Below are 17,217 nucleotides of genomic sequence, written 5' to 3'. Positions count from 1 at the left end.
GCCGGCCCGCGCCCGGGCCGCGGGCCTTCCTCGGGCTGCCCGAGCACGCCGCGCGCAGCCCGCGCGGGCGGCACGAGGTGGCGCTCACCTTCCATGGCCAGGGCGACCCGGCCACCGCCCGGGCGCTGCTCGCCGAGGCCGAGCGCGCGGGGGCCCGCGTGACCGTCCTGGCCGTCGGCACCTGGCTGGACGCCCACCCCGAGCTGGCCCGCCGCGTCCTCGACGGCGGCCACGACCTGGGCAACCACACGCTCAGCCACCGCACCGTCAACGCCCTGCCCGAAGCCGAGGCCTACGCCGAGATCACCGGCTGCGCCGACCGCCTGCGCCGCCTCACCGGCGGCATCGGCAGTTGGTTCCGCCCCTCGCGGGCGGCGCGCGCCACCCCGCTCGTCGCCCGCCTCGCCCGCCGCGCGGGCTACCCGCACGTCCTGTCGTACGACGTCGACTCCCTCGACTTCACCTCGCCCGGCGCCCCGGCCATCACCCGCAAGGTCGCCGCGGAGGTCCGTGCGGGCTCGGTGGTGAGCCTGCACTTCGGGTACGCGGACACGGTCGCCGCGCTCCCCGCCGTCCTGGAAGAACTCCACCGCCGCGGACTGCGCGCGGTCACGACCACGGAGCTGCTCACCTGATGCCGAACCTCTCCCGCACCCTGCCCCCGCACCCCTCCCGGACCCGCACCGCCCGCACCCGGGCCCTGCTCGCCGTCACCGCCGCCACCGCCGTGCTCGCCGCGCTCGCGGCCTGCGGCACCGAGGGCGGCGACCGCCGCGACGAGGCGCTCGGCACCGAGCGCGCCCCCCGGCCCGCCGAGCCGAAGAAGATCCACGGCCTGCCGGGCATGCCGCCCGTCCTCGACCCCAAGGACGTCTACGCCGCCGACCGCCCCAACAAGCTCTCCCCGGTGGTCAAGGACTTCCCCTCGCGCGTCTACGTCCCCAACACCAACTCCAACACCGTCTCCGTCATCGACCCCACGACGTACGAGGTGATCGACACCATCCCCGTCGGTGTCCAGCCGCAGCACGTCGTGCCCTCCTGGGACATGAAGACGCTCTGGGTCAACAACAACCGCGGCCACACCCTCACGCCCATCGACCCGAAGACCGGCGAGGCGGGCAAGCCCGTCAAGGTGCACGACCCGTACAACCTCTACTTCACGCCCAACGGCAGGTACGCGGTCGTCATGGCGTCCATGGACCGCGAACTCGTCTTCCGCGACCCGCACACCATGGAGCGGAAGAAGACCGTCCCCGTGAGCTGCTACGGCGTCAACCACGCCGACTTCTCCCTCGACGGGCGCTACTTCATCGTCTCCTGCGAGTTCAGCGGCGAGCTGCTCAAGGTCGACACGGAGAAGATGAAGGTCGTCGGGCAGCAGAAGCTCCCCTTCAAGGGCGCCATGCCGCAGGACGTCAAGATCTCCCCGGACGGCGAGAAGTTCTACGTCGCCGACATGATGGCCGACGGCATGTGGGTCCTGGACGGCGACACCTTCGGCAAGCCGAGGCTCCTGCCCACCGGCAAGGGCTGCCACGGCCTGTACGTCGGCCGGAACTCCCGCGAGATGTACGTCTCCAACCGCGGCGAGGGCACGGTCTCCGTCTTCGACTTCCCGAAGAACAAGCTCACGAAGAAGTGGCGGCTGCCGGACGGCGGCAGCCCGGACATGGGCGGCGTCTCGGCCGACGGCCACACGCTGTGGCTCTCCGGCCGCTACGACTCCGAGGTCTACGCCATCGACACCCGCACCGGTGTCCAGGTCGCCCGCATCCCCGTCGGCGGCGGCCCCCACGGCCTCGCGGTCTACCCCCAGCCCGGCCGCTACTCCCTGGGCCACACCGGCATCTTCCGCTGACGGCGGCCCGCACGGCTCCCCTCAGCCGGCCAGGAACAGGGCCTCCGCGCCCACGGGCCGGTACCCCGCCGCCTGGAACGCCCGTACGCCACGGGCGTTCCCCGCGGCCTGCTGGGCCCAGACCACGTCACCGCGGGGCACGAGATGCCGCGCGGCCACGGCGAGCGCCCGCCCGAGACCCCGGTGCCGCGCGCCCTCGTCGACCTCGACGGCGGCCTCCCACCGCCCGGCCACACCCCGGCCGAGCACGAGGACCCCGCCCCCGGCCGAGACCCACACCCGTACGTCGTCCCGCTGGCCCCGGGCGCGGACCACCCGGGGGTGGCCGGGCTCGTCGAGTTCGCGCAGGCCGAGCGCCGGGTCGGGCGGCCCCGGCAGGGCCCCGGCGGCCGTCAGCAGGTCGATGGTGTCCGTGGCCCGGCCCGTGCGCTCCTGGAACGCCAGCAGGAACCGCGGGCTCATGGTCGCGGCCAGCGGGTCGCCGGCGACGGCGGCCGTCGCGGACCGCACCCACGCCGGGTCCTCGTCGGTGAACACCACCGTGTGCGCCGTGAACGCGAGCACCCCGGCGTCACGGGGGGAAGGCTGCGGCACGACGGTCGTACCGCCGTCCGCGGGCGGGAACTCCCCGCGCGCCGCCGCGGCGAGAATCCCCGCGAGTGCCCCCGTTGTGCCGGTCATGGCCGTACTCCTTGCAGTCGCTCCCCGGGCCGGCCGTTACCCTAACCCCCGTCAACAAGTACGACGATAGGGGTGGACCCGGTGGCGGACATCGAGGAAGCACGCAAGCAGTTCGACCGGTTCGACGCGGACGGCGACGGCTACATCACGGCGGCGGAGTACAAGACCGCCATGGCCCAGATGGGGGACTGGAACGTCACCGAGTCGGTGGCCGAGGCCATCATCAAGTCCAAGGACGCGAACGGGGACAAGCTGCTCTCCTTCGAGGAGTTCTGGGCCGGGCTGAACAGGGCCTGACACACCGCGCGCCGGCGCGGAGCGGGGGCCGCGCCCGGCAGCCGGGTGCGGCCCCCGCCGCCTCCGCGCCGGAACAGGGCATACCGTCGGCGCTCGCCTCGGTGGCCTCCGGCACCGTGCGGCGGGCGGGGCCGGGTCAGGGGGCGGCCCAGTCGCGCATCGCGGCCTGGTCGGGGAAGTCCGCCACGTTCTTGTCCAGCGGGGTCGACGTGTACTGGTGGATGCGCCACCTGGCGCGGATGCGGGGCTTGCCCGCGGTGACGTAGTCGGCGATCCAGAGGCCGTCGCCGGCGTACGACGTCGTGTCGCGGTTGAGCCAGAAGTCCCGGTTCGTGTACAGCAGGGTCCGGTGGTGCGGGCGCAGCCGCTTCACCTCCTTGATGAAGCGGTCCTTCTCCGCGTTCGTGGCCGCCGTGTGGTCGCCCGTCCACTCCCAGTCCACGGCCAGGAACTCGCCCGCCCGCTCCGGGGCCTTGGCCACGAAGTACTCCGCCTGGGCCGTGATGTTGCCCGGCCACAGGAAGTGGTAGAAGCCGACGACGCAGCCGGCGTCGCGGGCGCGCGCGGTCTGGGCGGAGAGGCGGGGGTTGATGTAGGAGCGGCCCTCCGTCGCCTTGACGATGACGAAGGAGATGCCTTCCGTGGAGAACGAGGACTGGTAGGAGCTCACGTCGATGCCGCGCAGCATGGGGTGGCCTCCGGGAGTGGGGGGAGGGTACGAGGAAGCGTGCGAGGGGAGGGAAGGGGAGGGGGACCGGCGGGGGCGCGGTGGGGGGTTCGTCCCGGCGGTCGGTGAAACGTGAAATGTTGACGGTGGGTTGACCGTTCCCCGAATCAAGCCTCGCCATCCATACTTGAGGGCCCTTCCCGCACCCCCCACCCCCAGGGGAGCCCCATGGCCCTCAGCCGTCGCGCCTTCCTCACCACGGTCGGCGCCACCGCCTCCGCCGCGCTCGTCGGCACCTCCGCCCCGCGCGCGGCCGCCCGTCCGCTCGACGTCCGGGCGTGGCTGGCGGGGGTGGACTCCGCGACCCCGTTGCAGCGGCTCACGATCCCCGGCACGCACGACTCCGGCGCCCGCTTCGGCGGGTGGTGGGTGGAGTGCCAGAACACGACCCTGGGACAGCAACTGACCTCCGGCGTACGCTTCCTGGACATCCGGTGCCGGGCCTTCGAGGGTTCCTTCACCATCCACCACGGGGCGTTCTACCAGCACCTCAACTTCGACGACGTCCTGACCGCCTGCCGGGACTTCCTGCGCGGACAGCCCACGGAGACCGTGCTGATGCGGGTCAAGCAGGAGTACTCGCAGGTGGGCGACACCGCGTTCCGGGCCGTCTTCGACGACTACCTGGACCGGCGCGGCTGGCGCCCCCTCTTCCACATCGGCGACGCCTGGCCCCGCCTCGGCGAGGTCCGCGGGAAGGTCGTGCTCATCGCCGACAACGGCGGTCTTCCCGGCGGCATCCGCTGGGGCGACGGGAACGTCTTCGACATCCAGGACGACTGGAACGCCGCTCCCGCCGCCAAGTACCCGAAGATCGAGGAGCAGTTCCGCGAGGCCGTGGGGCGGCCCGGGAAGCAGTACGTCAACTTCGTGTCCACGGCGGCCGGGCTGCCGCCGCGCTGGAACTCCGACACCCTCAACCCGCGCACGCACACCCTCCTGGAGAGCGCGGAGGGCCGCGCCTGGCGCGGGCTCGGCATCGTCCCGCTGGACTTCCCGAACACCCGTGCCGGCCTGCTGGAGTCCCTGATCGCGCACAACTGACCACGGCCACCGGCCGGGGGCGGCCGGGCGCCCTGCCGATGGCTGTGCCCCCGGGCACCGGCGAGCGGTCCGGGCCGGGCCCGGACCGCTCGCGGCGTGCTGCTTGTTGCTCCTTGCTGCTCCTCGCTAGGCCGTTCGGCCCGTCGGGTGGAAGTTGATGCGTTCACGGACGACGGGGAAGCCCGCCTTGGCGAAGTTCGCGGCCATGGGGAGGTTGCCCTGGTCCGTCGCTCCGCTGATGAACTCCGCGCCCTGCTCGACGAGGAAGTGGGCGCACTCCGCGAGGAGGTCGTAGGCGTAGCCGCGACCGCGCTGTTCCGGGACGACTCCGATGAAGCCGATGGTCGGGCCGGAGGGGTTGTGGGCCGGGATGTGGATGCCGGCCAGGTCGCCCTCCGGCGTGTGCGCGACCTGCCACCACTCCCGTGGGGAGGGGCACCAGTGGAAGAAGTCGAGCTCCTCCTGGGCGGCCTGGTCGAGGCCGCCCTCCTCGACGGCCTTGAGCGCGTGGGCGTCCAGGGTGGCGGAGTGGATGCGGCGCAGCGCGTCGAAGAACACGGTGTCGTCGGGTTCGGCGCGGAAGCGCAGGCGTCCGGGCCGCTCGGGCAGACCCCGCTCCGGGGTCCAGCGGTACAGGAAGCGCTCCACCAGGAGTTCGTACCCCGCGGCTCGCGCGGCGGCGAAGCGCGCCTCCGCGCCGGCGCGCAGGGCGGGCTCGTCCCGCCAGCCGCCGGGCAGGTTGATCTCCAGTTCGACCCGCCAGGGAGCGGAGCGCAGGAGCTCGGCCCCGGCCTCCTCCTCGCCCTCGGCCACGTCGAACCAGTTGATGTTGACGGGCTCCGCGTCGTCGGGCCCGCCCCACCAGGCGCCGCGTGCGACGACCTGGCCGTCGCGCAGGGCGACGCGCTTCCAGTCGGGGCGGAACCGGGTGCGCCGATGGGCCTCACGGGCGCCGAGGGGGTCGGGGAGTGCGTCGAAGAGATGGGCGTCGCTCGCGGAGAGCGCGCGGATGACCGGACCGGTCATGGATTCCTCCGGGATACAGGCTGCTCGGAGCGCTCCCGGTCAGAACCTCAGAACTGACGCATCACGCCGGGACACCGGAAGGGGGAGCGCTGGAAAGGTGTGAACCGCACGGCACTCGCCTCCTTCCATCCGTCTCAGGGCGTGGAGCCACACAGTACGTGATCTTCCGCGGATCCGTCCACGGATTTCCGCGCCCCGGCCGGCCGGGGTCCTCGGCGGCAGCCCGTAACCGCCCCGGCCGCGCCACGGACAAGGGGCGCCGGCCGGGGCCCGGGGCTCAGCACTCGATGATGTTCACCGCGAGGCCGCCCCGCGCGGTCTCCTTGTACTTCACGCTCATGTCGGCCCCGGTCTCCTTCATCGTCTTGATGACCTTGTCCAGGGAGACCTTGTGCGAGCCGTCGCCGCGCAGCGCCATGCGCGCGGCGGTCACGGCCTTCACCGCGGCCATGCCGTTGCGCTCGATGCAGGGGATCTGGACGAGGCCGCCGACCGGGTCGCAGGTCAGGCCGAGGTTGTGCTCCATGCCGATCTCGGCGGCGTTCTCCACCTGCTCGGGGGAGCCGCCGAGCACCTCGGCGAGGGCGCCCGCCGCCATGGAGCAGGCCGAGCCGACCTCGCCCTGGCACCCGACCTCGGCGCCGGAGATGGAGGCGTTCTCCTTGAACAGCATGCCGATGGCCCCGGCGGCGAGCAGGAAGCGGACGACGCCGTCCTCCTTCTCGGCCTCGGAGGCGCCGCCGGCCGCGAAGTTCATGTAGTAGTGCAGGACCGCGGGGATGATCCCGGCCGCGCCGTTGGTGGGGGCGGTGACCACCCGGCCGCCGGCCGCGTTCTCCTCGTTCACCGCCATCGCGTACAGCGTGATCCACTCCATGGCGCGGGCCTGCGGGTCGCCCTCGGCGCGGAGCTGGCGGGCGGAGTGGGCGGCGCGGCGGCGGACCTTGAGGCCGCCGGGCAGGATGCCCTCGCGGGACATGCCGCGGGACACGCAGGCCTGCATGACGCGCCAGATGTCCAGCAGGCCCGCGCGGATCTCGTCCTCGGTGCGCCAGGCCTTCTCGTTCTCCAGCATCAGGGCGGAGATGGAAAGGCCGGTCTCGGCGGAGAGGCGCAGCAGCTCGTCGCCGGTGCGGAAGGGGTACTTCAGGACCGTGTCGTCGGGCACGATCGGGTTCTCGCCCTCGGCGCCCTCCTGCTGGAGCACGGTCTCGTCGACCACGAAGCCGCCGCCGACGGAGTAGTACGTCTTCTCCAGGAGCAGCGTGCCGTCGGCGTCGTGGGCGGCGACCGTCATGCCGTTGGCGTGGTACGGCAGCGCCTTGCGGCGGTGCAGCACCAGGTCCTCGTCGAAGTCGAAGCCGATCTCGTGCATGCCGAGGACGTTCAGGCGGCCGGAGGCCTTGATCCGCTCGACGCGGTCGTCGGCCGTCTCCACGTCCACGGTGCGCGGGGACTCGCCCTCCAGGCCGAGCAGCACGGCCTTGGGCGTGCCGTGGCCGTGGCCGGTGGCGCCGAGGGAGCCGTAGAGCTCGGCCCGGACGGAGGCGGTGTGGGCCAGCAGGCCCTCGTTCTTCAGGCGCCGGGCGAACATGCGCGCGGCGCGCATCGGGCCGACCGTGTGGGAGCTGGACGGGCCGATGCCGATCGAGAACAGGTCGAAGACCGAGATGGCCACGAGAGAACTCCAATGGTGGTTGGTAGACGCCGTCGTCTGCCGGGCGGTGCAGAAGTACAGGTCGTGCGGGTGCTGCGGGTGCTGCGGTGCCCACGGTGCCGCGGGGTGTCGCGGGCGCGGGACGCGGTGCGGGGCACCCCAGCTCACTGTCCAGTGTGCGGGGTGCCCCGATGTTTCGTACCTATGGACTAAAGCGTACGAAATGACTGCGGGTTCACTTCAGGCCGGGGTACAGCGGGTGCTTGTCGGCCAGGGCGGTCACCCGGGCCTTCAGCGCCTCGGCGTCGAAGCCCGGCTTGAGGGCCTCCGCGATGACGTCGGCGACCTCGCGGAAGTCCTCGGCCGTGAAGCCGCGGGTGGCCAGGGCCGGGGTGCCGATGCGCAGGCCGGAGGTGACCATCGGCGGGCGCGGGTCGTTCGGGACGGCGTTGCGGTTGACCGTGATGCCGACCTCGTGGAGGCGGTCCTCGGCCTGCTGGCCGTCCAGCTCGGAGTGGCGCAGGTCGACCAGGACCAGGTGCACGTCCGTACCGCCGGACAGGACGGAGACGCCGTGCTCCGTGACGTCGTCCTGGACCAGGCGCTCGGCGAGGATCTTCGCGCCCTCCAGGGTGCGCTCCTGGCGCTCCTTGAACTCGGGCGAGGCCGCCACCTTGAAGGAGACCGCCTTGGCCGCGATCACGTGCTCCAGGGGGCCGCCCTGCTGGCCGGGGAAGACCGCGGAGTTGATCTTCTTGGCGAGCTCGGCCGTGGACAGGATCACGCCGCCGCGCGGGCCGCCGAGGGTCTTGTGCGTCGTGGTGGTGACCACGTGCGCGTGCGGTACGGGGGAGGGGTGCAGGCCCGCCGCCACCAGGCCGGCGAAGTGCGCCATGTCGACCATGAGGTACGCGCCGACCTCGTCCGCGACCCGGCGGAAGGCGGCGAAGTCGAGCTGGCGCGGGTAGGCCGACCAGCCCGCGACGATCAGCTTCGGGCGGTGCTCCTTGGCGAGCGCCTCGACCTGGGCCATGTCGACCTGGCCGGTCTCGTCGTCGACGTGGTAGGCGACCACGTTGTAGAGCTTGCCGGAGAAGTTGATCTTCATGCCGTGGGTCAGGTGCCCGCCGTGCGCGAGGTTCAGACCCATGATCGTGTCGCCCGGCTTGAGCAGCGCGAACATCGCGGCCGCGTTGGCCTGCGCGCCCGAGTGCGGCTGGACGTTGGCGTGCTCGGCGCCGAAGAGCTCCTTGATGCGGTCGATCGCGATCTGCTCGACCACGTCGACGTGCTCGCAGCCGCCGTAGTAGCGGCGGCCCGGGTAGCCCTCGGCGTACTTGTTGGTGAGGACGGAGCCCTGGGCCTCCATGACGGCGACCGGAGCGAAGTTCTCCGAGGCGATCATCTCGAGGGTGGACTGCTGGCGGCTCAGCTCGGCGTCGACGGCGGCGGCGACGTCCGGGTCGAGCTCGTGGAGAGGGGTGTTCAGAAGCGACATCGGAAGATCAGTCCTTACGCCGTGGTCGGTCAGCTACCGGAGAACTCGGTGTACTCGTCGGCGGAGAGCAGGTCGCCCGGCTCCTCGGCGACGCGCACCTTGAAGAGCCAGCCGCCCTCGAAGGGCGCCGAGTTCACCAGGGACGGGTCGTCCACGACGTCCTGGTTGGCCTCGACGACCTCGCCGGAGACCGGGGAGTACAGGTCGCTGACCGACTTGGTCGACTCCAGTTCGCCGCAGGTCTCACCCGCGGTGACCGTGTCGCCGACCGCCGGGAGCTGGACGAAGACGACGTCACCGAGCGCGTTGGCGGCGTGCTCCGTGATGCCGACGGTCGCCACGCCGTCCTCGGTGGCCGACAGCCACTCGTGCTCCTTGCTGTAGCGAAGCTGCTGGGGGTTGCTCATGGCGTGAATTCTCCTGTACGCGGACGTGTGCTGAGGAACGCGGGGATGTGCAGTCTTACGGAGTGAGACGGGACACACGGGACACGGTGGGCGCGCCGGGCCCCGGGGCGTCGACCCGGAGCCGGACGCGCCGGACCCCGGGACGTCCGGGCCGAGGGGCGGCGAGGGTCAGCCCCGGGACCGGACGGGTGTCACTTCTGCCGCTTGTAGAACGGCAGCGCCACGACCTCGTACGGCTCGTGGGTGCCGCGGATGTCGACGGCCACGCCCGCCGTGCCGGGCTCGGCGTGGGCGGCGTCGACGTACGCCATGGCGATCGGCTTGCCGAGGGTCGGCGACGGGGCGCCGGAGGTGACCGTGCCGACGACCTCACCGGCCACGACGACGGACATGCCCGAGCGCGGCACCCGGCGGCCCTCGGCGACCAGGCCGACGAGCTTGCGCGGGGGCGCGGACTCGGCGCGCTCGGCCGCGGCGGCCAGGGCGGCGCGGCCCACGAAGTCGCCGGCGTCCTTGACGTGCCACGTCTTGTCGAACTTCACGACCCGGCCGAGGCCCGCGTCGAACGGCGTGAGCGACGTCGTCAGCTCGTTGCCGTACAGCGGCATGCCCGCCTCGAGGCGCAGCGTGTCCCGGCAGGACAGGCCGCACGGCACCAGACCGGCGGGGGCACCGGCCTCCGTCAGCGCCTGCCACAGCTTCTCCGCGTGCTCGGGGGCGACGAACAGCTCGAAGCCGTCCTCGCCGGTGTAGCCGGTGCGGGCGATCAGGGCCGGGACGCCCGCGACGGTGCCGGGCAGGCCCGCGTAGTACTTCAGGCCGTCCAGGTCGGCGTCGGTGACTGACGTCAGGATTCCGGGGGACTCGGGACCCTGGACGGCGATCAGGGCGTAGGCGTCGCGGTCGTCACGGACCTCGGCGTCGAAGCCCGCGGCGCGCTCGGTGAGGGCGTCCAGGACGGTCTGGGCGTTGGAGGCGTTCGCGACGACCATGTACTCGGTCTCGGCGAGGCGGTAGACGATCAGGTCGTCGAGGATGCCGCCGTCGGCCTGACAGATCATGGTGTACCGGGCGCGGCCCACGGAGACGGAGCCGATGTTGCCGACGAGCGCGTGGTTCAGCAGGTCCGCGGCCTCGGCGCCGGTGACGGTGATCTCGCCCATGTGGGAGAGGTCGAACAGGCCGGCCTTGGTGCGCACGGCGTTGTGCTCGTCGCGCTCGCTGCCGTACCGCAGCGGCATGTCCCAGCCCGCGAAGTCGGTCATGGTGGCGCCGAGCGAGCGGTGCAGGGCGTCGAGGGCGGTGTGGCGGGGGCCACGTGCGGTCTGACTCATCAGTACAGGCTCCAGGGCATGACGGGCGAGGTCTTTCCTCCCCATCTGTCATAAACCTGAGAGGTTCACCACGCCGCACGCGTATAACGGGGCATGACTTGCACCTTGGGTGGAGCCGCCCCGTCGGCCGGGGGTGTGGCCCGCTTTTCAGATGTGCCTCGCCCGCGCGGTACGGGGCCTGAGAGATTCAAGGGAGGAACTTGCTCCTTCGGCGCCCCGCGACGCGGACGCGTCGTCGGGGACTCTCCCGCGCGGATTCAAACGGCCGGTATGGAGTTGGCGCGCACATCATTGCACGCGCCCCCGCTTCGCAACAGCCGCAACCGAGGAGTGCCGTGGTGCCGTCTTCGCAGGACATTACCTTCTCTTTACACTCGATGGAGAAGTACTGGTGACGAGTGACGTGAGCCGCATGGGGAGGCCGATCACGGTGCGCAGGAGCAGTGCTTACGCGACGACGACGGGCGTCGCGCTGCCCGAGGCGGGTGCGGTGCTGCCCGGCGGGGGCGTCGCGCTGCCCCCGCAGCCGGGCGTCCCGGCGCGCGAGGCCCTCGGGCACTACCCGCGGCCCGTGGTCCGCGACCTGCGGGCCCGTGCCGGGCGCGCCCCGCGCCGCCTGGTGTTCGCCGCGGGCGACGTGGTGGTGGTCTCCGGGCTGCCCGGCAGCGGCAAGTCCACGCTGATGCGGCGCGCGGTGGCGGGCCCGCGCGTGGACTCGCAGGACACCCGCGACCGCTGGGCGGCCCGGGTGCCGCGCCGGATCCCGTACGCGCTCTACCGCCCCCTGGTGCGCGTCGCGCACTACGCGCGGCTGCGCCGGGAGCTGCGCGCGGGCAGGGGCGTGGTCGTGCACGACTGCGGTACGCAGCCCTGGGTGCGCCGCTGGCTCGCCCGCGCCGCGGCCCGCCGCGGTGCGACCCTGCACCTGCTGCTGCTCGACGAGCCCACCCCGGTGGCCCTGGCCGGCCAGCACTCGCGCGGCCGCGGCGTCTCGCGCTACGCCTTCGCGCGCCACCGCAGGACCGTCGGGCGCCTGGTGTCCGCCGCCGAGCGCGGCCGGCCGCCGCACGGCTGCGGCTCGGCGGTGCTGCTGGACCGGGAGGCCGCCGGGGCGCTGCGGGAGATCGGCTTCGCGGAGCCGGGCGACGCGGAGTGAGGGCGGCCCCGGCGGCGGGCCCGAGGGCCGCGGCGGCCCCCGGACCGGGCGGCGTTAAGGTCGGGCCGCAGGACCGCACGTCGAGCAGGGGTACGAGACACATGGACTTTCCGGGGGACGTTCCGGGGCAGGCGCACGCCCATCCCTACGGCGGGTGGCCCGCCAACGAACTGGAGGAGGTCCTCGCGGCCTCGCTCGGCGCGCCGCCCTCCGAGGCGACCGGCGCGCGGATCGTCGAGGTCCTCGGCCGCAGCCGGGTGTGGATCCCGCTGCCCGGCGGCGGCGGCCCCGACAGCGCCACCCTCGACCTGCCGACGTTGGAGCTGCACGGTCAGGCCTATGTGCCGGTCTTCACCTCCGAGCAGGAGTTCCAGCAGGTCACCGGGGGGCGGATGGACTGCGCGGTGGCACCCGCGGTGGAGTTCGCGCGCGGGCTCCAGCCGGAGCTCGGCATCGCGCTCAACCCGGAGGGGACGGTGGCGGTGCCGCTGCCGCCCGCCGCGGTGGCGGCGCTGTGCCGGGTGGGGCGCACGGAGCTGGACGGCCCGGCGACCGGGGGGCGGGTCCGGCTCTACGAGCCCGACTGGCGGGACGACCCGGTGGACTTCCTCTCCGCCGCCTCCCGGGAGTTCGAGGCGGCCGGCGTGGTCCTCACCGCGCGCCGCTGCCTCGCCGTCGTCGAGGACGAGCAGCCCACCCTCTTCGTCGGCGTCGAGCTCTCCTCCTGGGAGGGCGACGCCCGCGACCTGCCCATGCGGGCCCTCTCCCGGGCCCTGACCGAGGCCGCGGCCCCCTGGCCCGTCAACCTGGTCCTCCTCGACGTGGCCCAGGACCCGGTGGGCGACTGGATGCGAACCCGAGTACGCCCCTTCTTCACGGCACCCTGAGGGCCCTTGCCGCCGAGGTCCGCGCCAGTTCCCAGCCGGTCCGGCGCTTGAGGACGAGGCCGAAGGCCGATGGAGGGTGCCAGCGCGGCCGTGGCTCAGTCGTGCGAGCCCCGCTGGGCGCCAGTTCCCAGCCCGTCCGGCGCTTGAGGACGAGGCCGGAGGCCGATGGGCGGTACTGGCCTCGGACCTTCGAGCCGCGCCCGGCGCCGGATTCCAGCCCGTCCGGCGCTTGAGGACGAGGCCGAAGGCCGATGACCGGGCCCGGGCGCGAGCCCGGAGCCAGGTTCGCCGGAACGCGGCCCCCCGAGAGGGGGGCGCGTGCGCACGGGCCCACTCCCGAGGCGCCCCGCCCGCTTAAGCTGGGAGGCATCACGCGGTCGGCCCACGGCCGCGCAGGCATGTCGCGAAGGGGCGGTTACGGGTGAGCGCGTCGGGCACGGCTGCGGCCGGAAAGGTCGAGCAGATGCTGCGCCAGGTGACGCCGGGGCGCTATGACGCGTACGAGGCGCTCCTGGGCGCGCTCGCCGAGGGCAAGGTGTGGATGCTGCTCTGGCACGGCCAGGCCGGTTCCCCCGACGCCCAGTACGGCAACATGGAGGTCGAGGGACACGGCTACGCCCCGTGCGTCACCTCGGCCCAGGAGCTCTCGGCCAGCGGCTGGAACCGCGGCTACGAGGTCGTCGGCGGCCTCGACGTGGCCCGCGCCCTGTACCCCGACCACTACGGCCTGTGGCTCAACCCGCACGCCCCCGGCGGCGGCGTCGGCGTCCCCTGGCTCGATCTGCGCCGCATCGCCTGCGGCCTCGACCTGCACCCCGCGGGCCCGCTGCGTCTCACCGAGCCGACCATAGAACTTCCGCAGTTCTACGCGCTGTTGACCCAGACCGCGCACCGCACCCCGGCGGTCCGCGCGCTGCGCCGGGCCTGGGTGCAGCCCGCCCTCGGCGCCCCGTACCTGGCCATCGGCCTGGACGTGTACGACACCTCGCCCGCCTCGGTGGACGCCGTACGCGCGATGATGCAGAAGTCCATCGGCGCCGTGCCCGAGGGCCTGCCCGTGTCGACGGTCGCGATGGCCGACCCGCACGACCCGGTCGCGATGTGGCTGCGCGCCCACACCCGTCCGTTCTACGACCGCGACGCGCAGGCGGCCCCCGCCCCCGCCGCGGGCGGATACGGCTATCCCGCCCAGTACTGAGGCGTTCGGGGAGAATCCGCGGAAATCCCTCCGCGCGCCGCCGCGGAGAACAGGACAGTGGCCGGATTCCGCTTCGTCGCACCGGCCTGATCAGCACCTCCGTGCACGATGTCCCCTTCTGGGGCCGGAGTGACCTAATGGGCCCGCGTGGTGCCTTGGCCCCCAACTGCCCCGTGTTCGCCCGGCGTTCAGTCTCGTCCGGATAACGGAACACCTCGATCAGCATCACGGTTGCGCATCCATTCCCCGACAAGTCTGGTAACAGATCACGACCCCGTTGAAGACTCCCGCACCAAGGGGCCTTCGCCCCTGTGTACGACGGACTGATCACGTCGCTACAGCGGCAAGTGCGGGCCGGTCACCGCCGGTTGAGAGGGGTCCCTGCCACGATGACGGCGCCATTGCATGACACACCTGCGGACGCGGAACCCACGGAGGACGTCGCTCCCGCAGCCGGTGCAGGGGTGAAGAAGGTCGAGGGGCGGTCCCTCAAGCAGATCGCCTGGAACCGGCTCAAGCGGGACAAGGTCGCCCTCGCGGGCGGGATCACCGTGCTGCTCCTGGTCCTGGTGGCCGTGTTCGCCCCCCTGATCGTCAGCCTGCTCGGGCATCCGCCGAACGACTTCCACCAGGAGGAGCTGGACGAGCTGACGAACCTGCCCAAGGGCGCGTTCGGCGGCGTGAGCGGCGACTTCCTCTTCGGCGTCGAGCCCAACAAGGGCCGTGACGTGTTCAGCCGCATCGTCTACGGCGCCCGCATCTCGCTGCTCGTGGCCTTCCTCGCCGCGATCGTCGCCGTCGTGCTCGGCACCCTCTTCGGCATCATCGCCGGCTACTTCGGCGGCTGGGTCGACGCCCTGATCAGCCGCGTGATGGACGTGCTGCTCTCCTTCCCGCAGCTCCTCTTCATCATCTCCCTGGTCTCGGTGCTGCCCGACGACTTCCTCGGCCTGCAGGGGACGAGCGTGCGCGTCGCGATCCTCGTCCTGGTCATCGGCTTCTTCGGCTGGCCGTACATCGGCCGCATCGTGCGCGGGCAGACCCTCTCGCTGCGCGAACGCGAGTACGTGGAGGCGGCCAAGAGCCTCGGCGGCGGCCGGCGGCACATCCTGTTCAAGGAGCTGCTGCCGAACCTGGTCGCCCCGATCACCGTCTACGCGACGCTGATGATCCCCACGAACATCCTGACGGAGGCGGCCCTCAGCTTCCTCGGCGCGGGGGTGAAGCCGCCCACCGCGTCCTGGGGCGGCATGCTGCGGGACGCCCTCGAAACGTACGAGCACGACCCGATGTTCATGGTCTTCCCGGGTGTGACGATCTTCATCACGGTGCTCGCCTTCAACCTCTTCGGGGACGGTCTGCGCGACGCGCTCGACCCCAAGGGAACCCGCTAGCAGTCCCCAACCGACTTGCCCCGGCCGCTGGTCAGGTGGCTCTTTCCATGGTTCTTCGGCAGCGACTAGCCAGGACCGCGAATCTCGGAGGTTGCGAGAAAATGCCCACAGTTTCCCCGAAACGGCGGCTCACCGCTGGTGCGGCCCTCGTCGTCGCGGCGCTGGTGACCACCACGGCCTGCGGCGGCGGCGACGGCGACGGTGACGGCGACGGCAAGGGCGCCGGCTACAACGCCGCCCTGAACAAGGTCGCCAACCCGTCCAAGAAGACGGGCGGCACCCTGCGCATGGTCGGCAAGCAGGACCTCGACTCGGCCGACCCGCAGCGCGCCTACTACGGCATGTCCTGGGACTTCATGCGCTTCTACACCCGCCAGCTCGTGTCGTACGACACCAAGCCGGGCAAGGCGAGCACGAAGCTGGTGCCGGACCTGGCCGAGTCCACCGCGAAGATCTCCGCCGACGGCAAGACCTACACCTACAAGCTGCGGGACGGTCTGACCTGGGAGGACGGCTCGCCGCTGACCTCCAAGGACGTCAAGTACGGCATCGAGCGCATCTGGGCCAAGGACACCATCACCGGCGGCCCCGGCTACCTGCGCCAGGCGCTCGACCCCAAGGGCGAGTACCCGGGCCCGTACAAGGACAAGTCGAAGGACAAGCTCGGTCTGAAGGCGATCGAGACGCCCGACGACAAGACCATCATCTTCAAGCTGCCCAAGCGCAACGGTGACTTCGAGCAGTTCCTCGCGATGCCGTCCGGCTCCCCGGTGAAGGCGGCGAAGGACACCAAGGCCAAGTACACCTCGCGGCCGTTCTCCTCGGGCCCGTACAAGTTCCAGACGTACAAGCCCGGCAAGAAGATCGTCCTGGTCCGCAACGACAAGTGGAAGAAGTCCTCGGACCCGATCCGCCCGGCGCTGCCGGACAAGATCGACGTGACGATCTCCGCCAACCTGGAGGAGAACGACAAGCGCCTGATGGCCGGCGACTACGACGTCGACCTCAACGGCACCGGCATGACCCAGTCCGGCCGCGTCACCGCCGTGCAGAAGCACAAGGACAGCGTCGACAACATGCACACGTCCTTCGTGCGCTACGTCGCCCTGATCCACACGGCGGAGCCGTTCAACAACGTCCACTGCCGCAAGGCCGTCTTCTACGGCACCGACTTCGCGGGCCTGCAGCAGACCCGCGGCGGCAAGCTCGCCGCCGGTGAGATCGCCAACAGCACCTTCCCGAAGGCGATCCCGGGCCACAGCGACTACGACCCGTACGGCGTCCTGGCCCGCAACGGCAAGCCGGACCCGGCCAAGGCCAAGGACGAGCTGAAGAAGTGCGGCAAGCCGAACGGCTTCAGCGCCAAGCTCACCGCCCGCAACAACAACCCGGGTGAGGTCGACGCCGCCGAGGCGCTCCAGGCCCAGCTCAAGAAGGTCGGCATCAACGTCGACGTCGAGTCCCTCGACGGCGCCGACTCCGCCAGCATCACCGGCTCCCCGTCCGTGGTGAAGAAGCGCGGCTACAGCATGCAGATGTCCGGCTGGGGCCCCGACTTCCCGTCCGGCCAGGGCTACGCGCAGCCGCTGTTCGACTCCCGCTTCCTGGTCGAGAACGGCAACTACAACGAGTCGCAGATCAAGGACAAGAAGGTCGACGCGCTCTTCGACAAGGCGATCGCGGAGACCGACCCGGTCAAGGCCGGTGAGATCTACAAGCAGCTCGACAAGCGCATCCTCGACCAGGCCGACTGGATGCCGTTCCTGTACGAGAAGAACATCACCTGGCGCGGGCCGCGGCTGACCAACGCCTACATGTCCGACGCCTACAACGGCCGGTACGACTACGTCTCGCTCGGCGTCCAGAAGTAACCGGGCCGTCGCAGCACCGCCACGGCGGGCGGGCCACCCCCGCCGTGGCACCCGTAGCCCCGAGCTCCCATAGCTGATTGACCGTCACACCGCCGCCGATACCCGCCAGTCCGAAGGGCAGGTGATGGCCCCGGGCGGTGGCCTCCCGGTCCCCCACAAGGGGGCCTGGGGGCCACCGC

The 17,217-nt window shown here is 71.9% G+C and carries 16 protein-coding genes and 2 riboswitches; of the genes, 9 read left to right on the top strand and 7 right to left on the bottom strand.

Annotation, left to right across the window (positions count from 1 at the left end):
* A partial coding sequence (locus tag IE330_RS21600; protein ID WP_190137737.1) for a polysaccharide deacetylase family protein occupies positions 1-635 on the top strand: 635 nt, incomplete at its 5' end.
* Positions 635-1,861 (top strand): YncE family protein, encoded by a 1,227-nt coding sequence (locus tag IE330_RS21595; protein ID WP_190137736.1) that lies wholly within the window; start codon positions 635-637, stop codon positions 1,859-1,861. The genes IE330_RS21600 and IE330_RS21595, both read left to right, overlap by 1 nt.
* Positions 1,862-1,882: 21 nt before the next feature.
* Here the strand turns inward: IE330_RS21595 and IE330_RS21590 are convergent, their stop codons facing one another.
* Complete coding sequence (locus tag IE330_RS21590; protein ID WP_190137735.1) at positions 1,883-2,542, bottom strand: GNAT family protein; 660 nt, start codon at positions 2,540-2,542, stop codon at positions 1,883-1,885.
* 81 nt (positions 2,543-2,623) lie between these two features.
* On the opposite strand from IE330_RS21590, the gene IE330_RS21585 reads away from it, so the two are divergent.
* Positions 2,624-2,839 carry an EF-hand domain-containing protein gene (locus tag IE330_RS21585; RefSeq protein ID WP_190137741.1) on the top strand — a complete coding sequence of 72 codons (216 nt, stop codon included), beginning with the start codon at positions 2,624-2,626 and terminating at the stop codon, positions 2,837-2,839.
* A 136-nt stretch (positions 2,840-2,975) separates the two neighbouring features.
* Here IE330_RS21585 and IE330_RS21580 read toward each other — a convergent pair whose 3' ends face one another.
* Complete coding sequence (locus tag IE330_RS21580) at positions 2,976-3,527, bottom strand: glycoside hydrolase family 25 protein (protein ID WP_190137734.1); 552 nt, start codon at positions 3,525-3,527, stop codon at positions 2,976-2,978.
* Positions 3,528-3,734: 207 nt separating this feature from the next.
* Between IE330_RS21580 and IE330_RS21575 the strand changes: the two genes are divergently transcribed.
* Positions 3,735-4,610 carry a phosphatidylinositol-specific phospholipase C gene (locus tag IE330_RS21575; RefSeq protein ID WP_190137733.1) on the top strand — a complete coding sequence of 292 codons (876 nt, stop codon included), beginning with the start codon at positions 3,735-3,737 and terminating at the stop codon, positions 4,608-4,610.
* Positions 4,611-4,736: 126 nt separating this feature from the next.
* On the opposite strand, the gene IE330_RS21570 is transcribed toward IE330_RS21575, so the two are convergent.
* From IE330_RS21570 to gcvT, 5 genes are all read right to left on the bottom strand, one after another.
* The gene (locus tag IE330_RS21570; RefSeq protein WP_190137732.1) at positions 4,737-5,636 is read right to left on the bottom strand and encodes a GNAT family N-acetyltransferase; all 900 of its coding nucleotides are present in this window, start codon (positions 5,634-5,636) and stop codon (positions 4,737-4,739) included.
* 277 nt (positions 5,637-5,913) lie between these two features.
* A complete protein-coding gene (locus IE330_RS21565) occupies positions 5,914-7,314 on the bottom strand; it encodes an L-serine ammonia-lyase (RefSeq protein ID WP_190137731.1) in 1,401 nt (466 codons plus the stop codon).
* Positions 7,315-7,528: 214 nt separating this feature from the next.
* The gene (gene glyA / locus IE330_RS21560; protein ID WP_190137730.1) at positions 7,529-8,791 is read right to left on the bottom strand and encodes a serine hydroxymethyltransferase; all 1,263 of its coding nucleotides are present in this window, start codon (positions 8,789-8,791) and stop codon (positions 7,529-7,531) included.
* A 29-nt stretch (positions 8,792-8,820) separates the two neighbouring features.
* The gene (gcvH, locus tag IE330_RS21555; RefSeq protein WP_190137729.1) at positions 8,821-9,198 is read right to left on the bottom strand and encodes a glycine cleavage system protein GcvH; all 378 of its coding nucleotides are present in this window, start codon (positions 9,196-9,198) and stop codon (positions 8,821-8,823) included.
* Positions 9,199-9,389: 191 nt separating this feature from the next.
* Positions 9,390-10,532, bottom strand: a complete 1,143-nt coding sequence (gcvT, locus tag IE330_RS21550; RefSeq protein WP_190137728.1) for a glycine cleavage system aminomethyltransferase GcvT — start codon at positions 10,530-10,532, stop codon at positions 9,390-9,392.
* A 35-nt stretch (positions 10,533-10,567) separates the two neighbouring features.
* A riboswitch (glycine riboswitch) is annotated at positions 10,568-10,689 on the bottom strand.
* Positions 10,690-10,792: riboswitch (glycine riboswitch) on the bottom strand.
* 170 nt (positions 10,793-10,962) lie between these two features.
* Here gcvT and IE330_RS21545 point away from each other — a divergent pair.
* From IE330_RS21545 to IE330_RS21525, 5 genes are all read left to right on the top strand, one after another.
* Entirely contained in the window at positions 10,963-11,688 is a 726-nt protein-coding gene (locus tag IE330_RS21545; RefSeq protein ID WP_373314700.1) for an AAA family ATPase, read from the top strand.
* 101 nt (positions 11,689-11,789) lie between these two features.
* Positions 11,790-12,575, top strand: coding sequence for an enhanced serine sensitivity protein SseB (locus tag IE330_RS21540; protein WP_190137727.1), 786 nt, complete (start codon positions 11,790-11,792; stop codon positions 12,573-12,575).
* A gap of 421 nt (positions 12,576-12,996) precedes the next feature.
* Entirely contained in the window at positions 12,997-13,773 is a 777-nt protein-coding gene (locus IE330_RS21535; RefSeq protein WP_190137726.1) for an enhanced serine sensitivity protein SseB C-terminal domain-containing protein, read from the top strand.
* 389 nt (positions 13,774-14,162) lie between these two features.
* Positions 14,163-15,167: an ABC transporter permease gene (locus IE330_RS21530; protein WP_190137725.1), complete on the top strand. Its 1,005-nt coding sequence runs from the start codon at positions 14,163-14,165 to the stop codon at positions 15,165-15,167.
* A 101-nt stretch (positions 15,168-15,268) separates the two neighbouring features.
* Positions 15,269-17,038, top strand: coding sequence for an ABC transporter substrate-binding protein (locus IE330_RS21525; RefSeq protein WP_190137724.1), 1,770 nt, complete (start codon positions 15,269-15,271; stop codon positions 17,036-17,038).
* Positions 17,039-17,217 lie beyond the last annotated feature (179 nt).

It is taken from the genome of Streptomyces longispororuber, from assembly GCF_014656095.1.
GTDB lineage: Bacteria > Actinomycetota > Actinomycetes > Streptomycetales > Streptomycetaceae > Streptomyces > Streptomyces longispororuber.
This window is presented reverse-complemented; position numbering and strand designations above follow the sequence as displayed.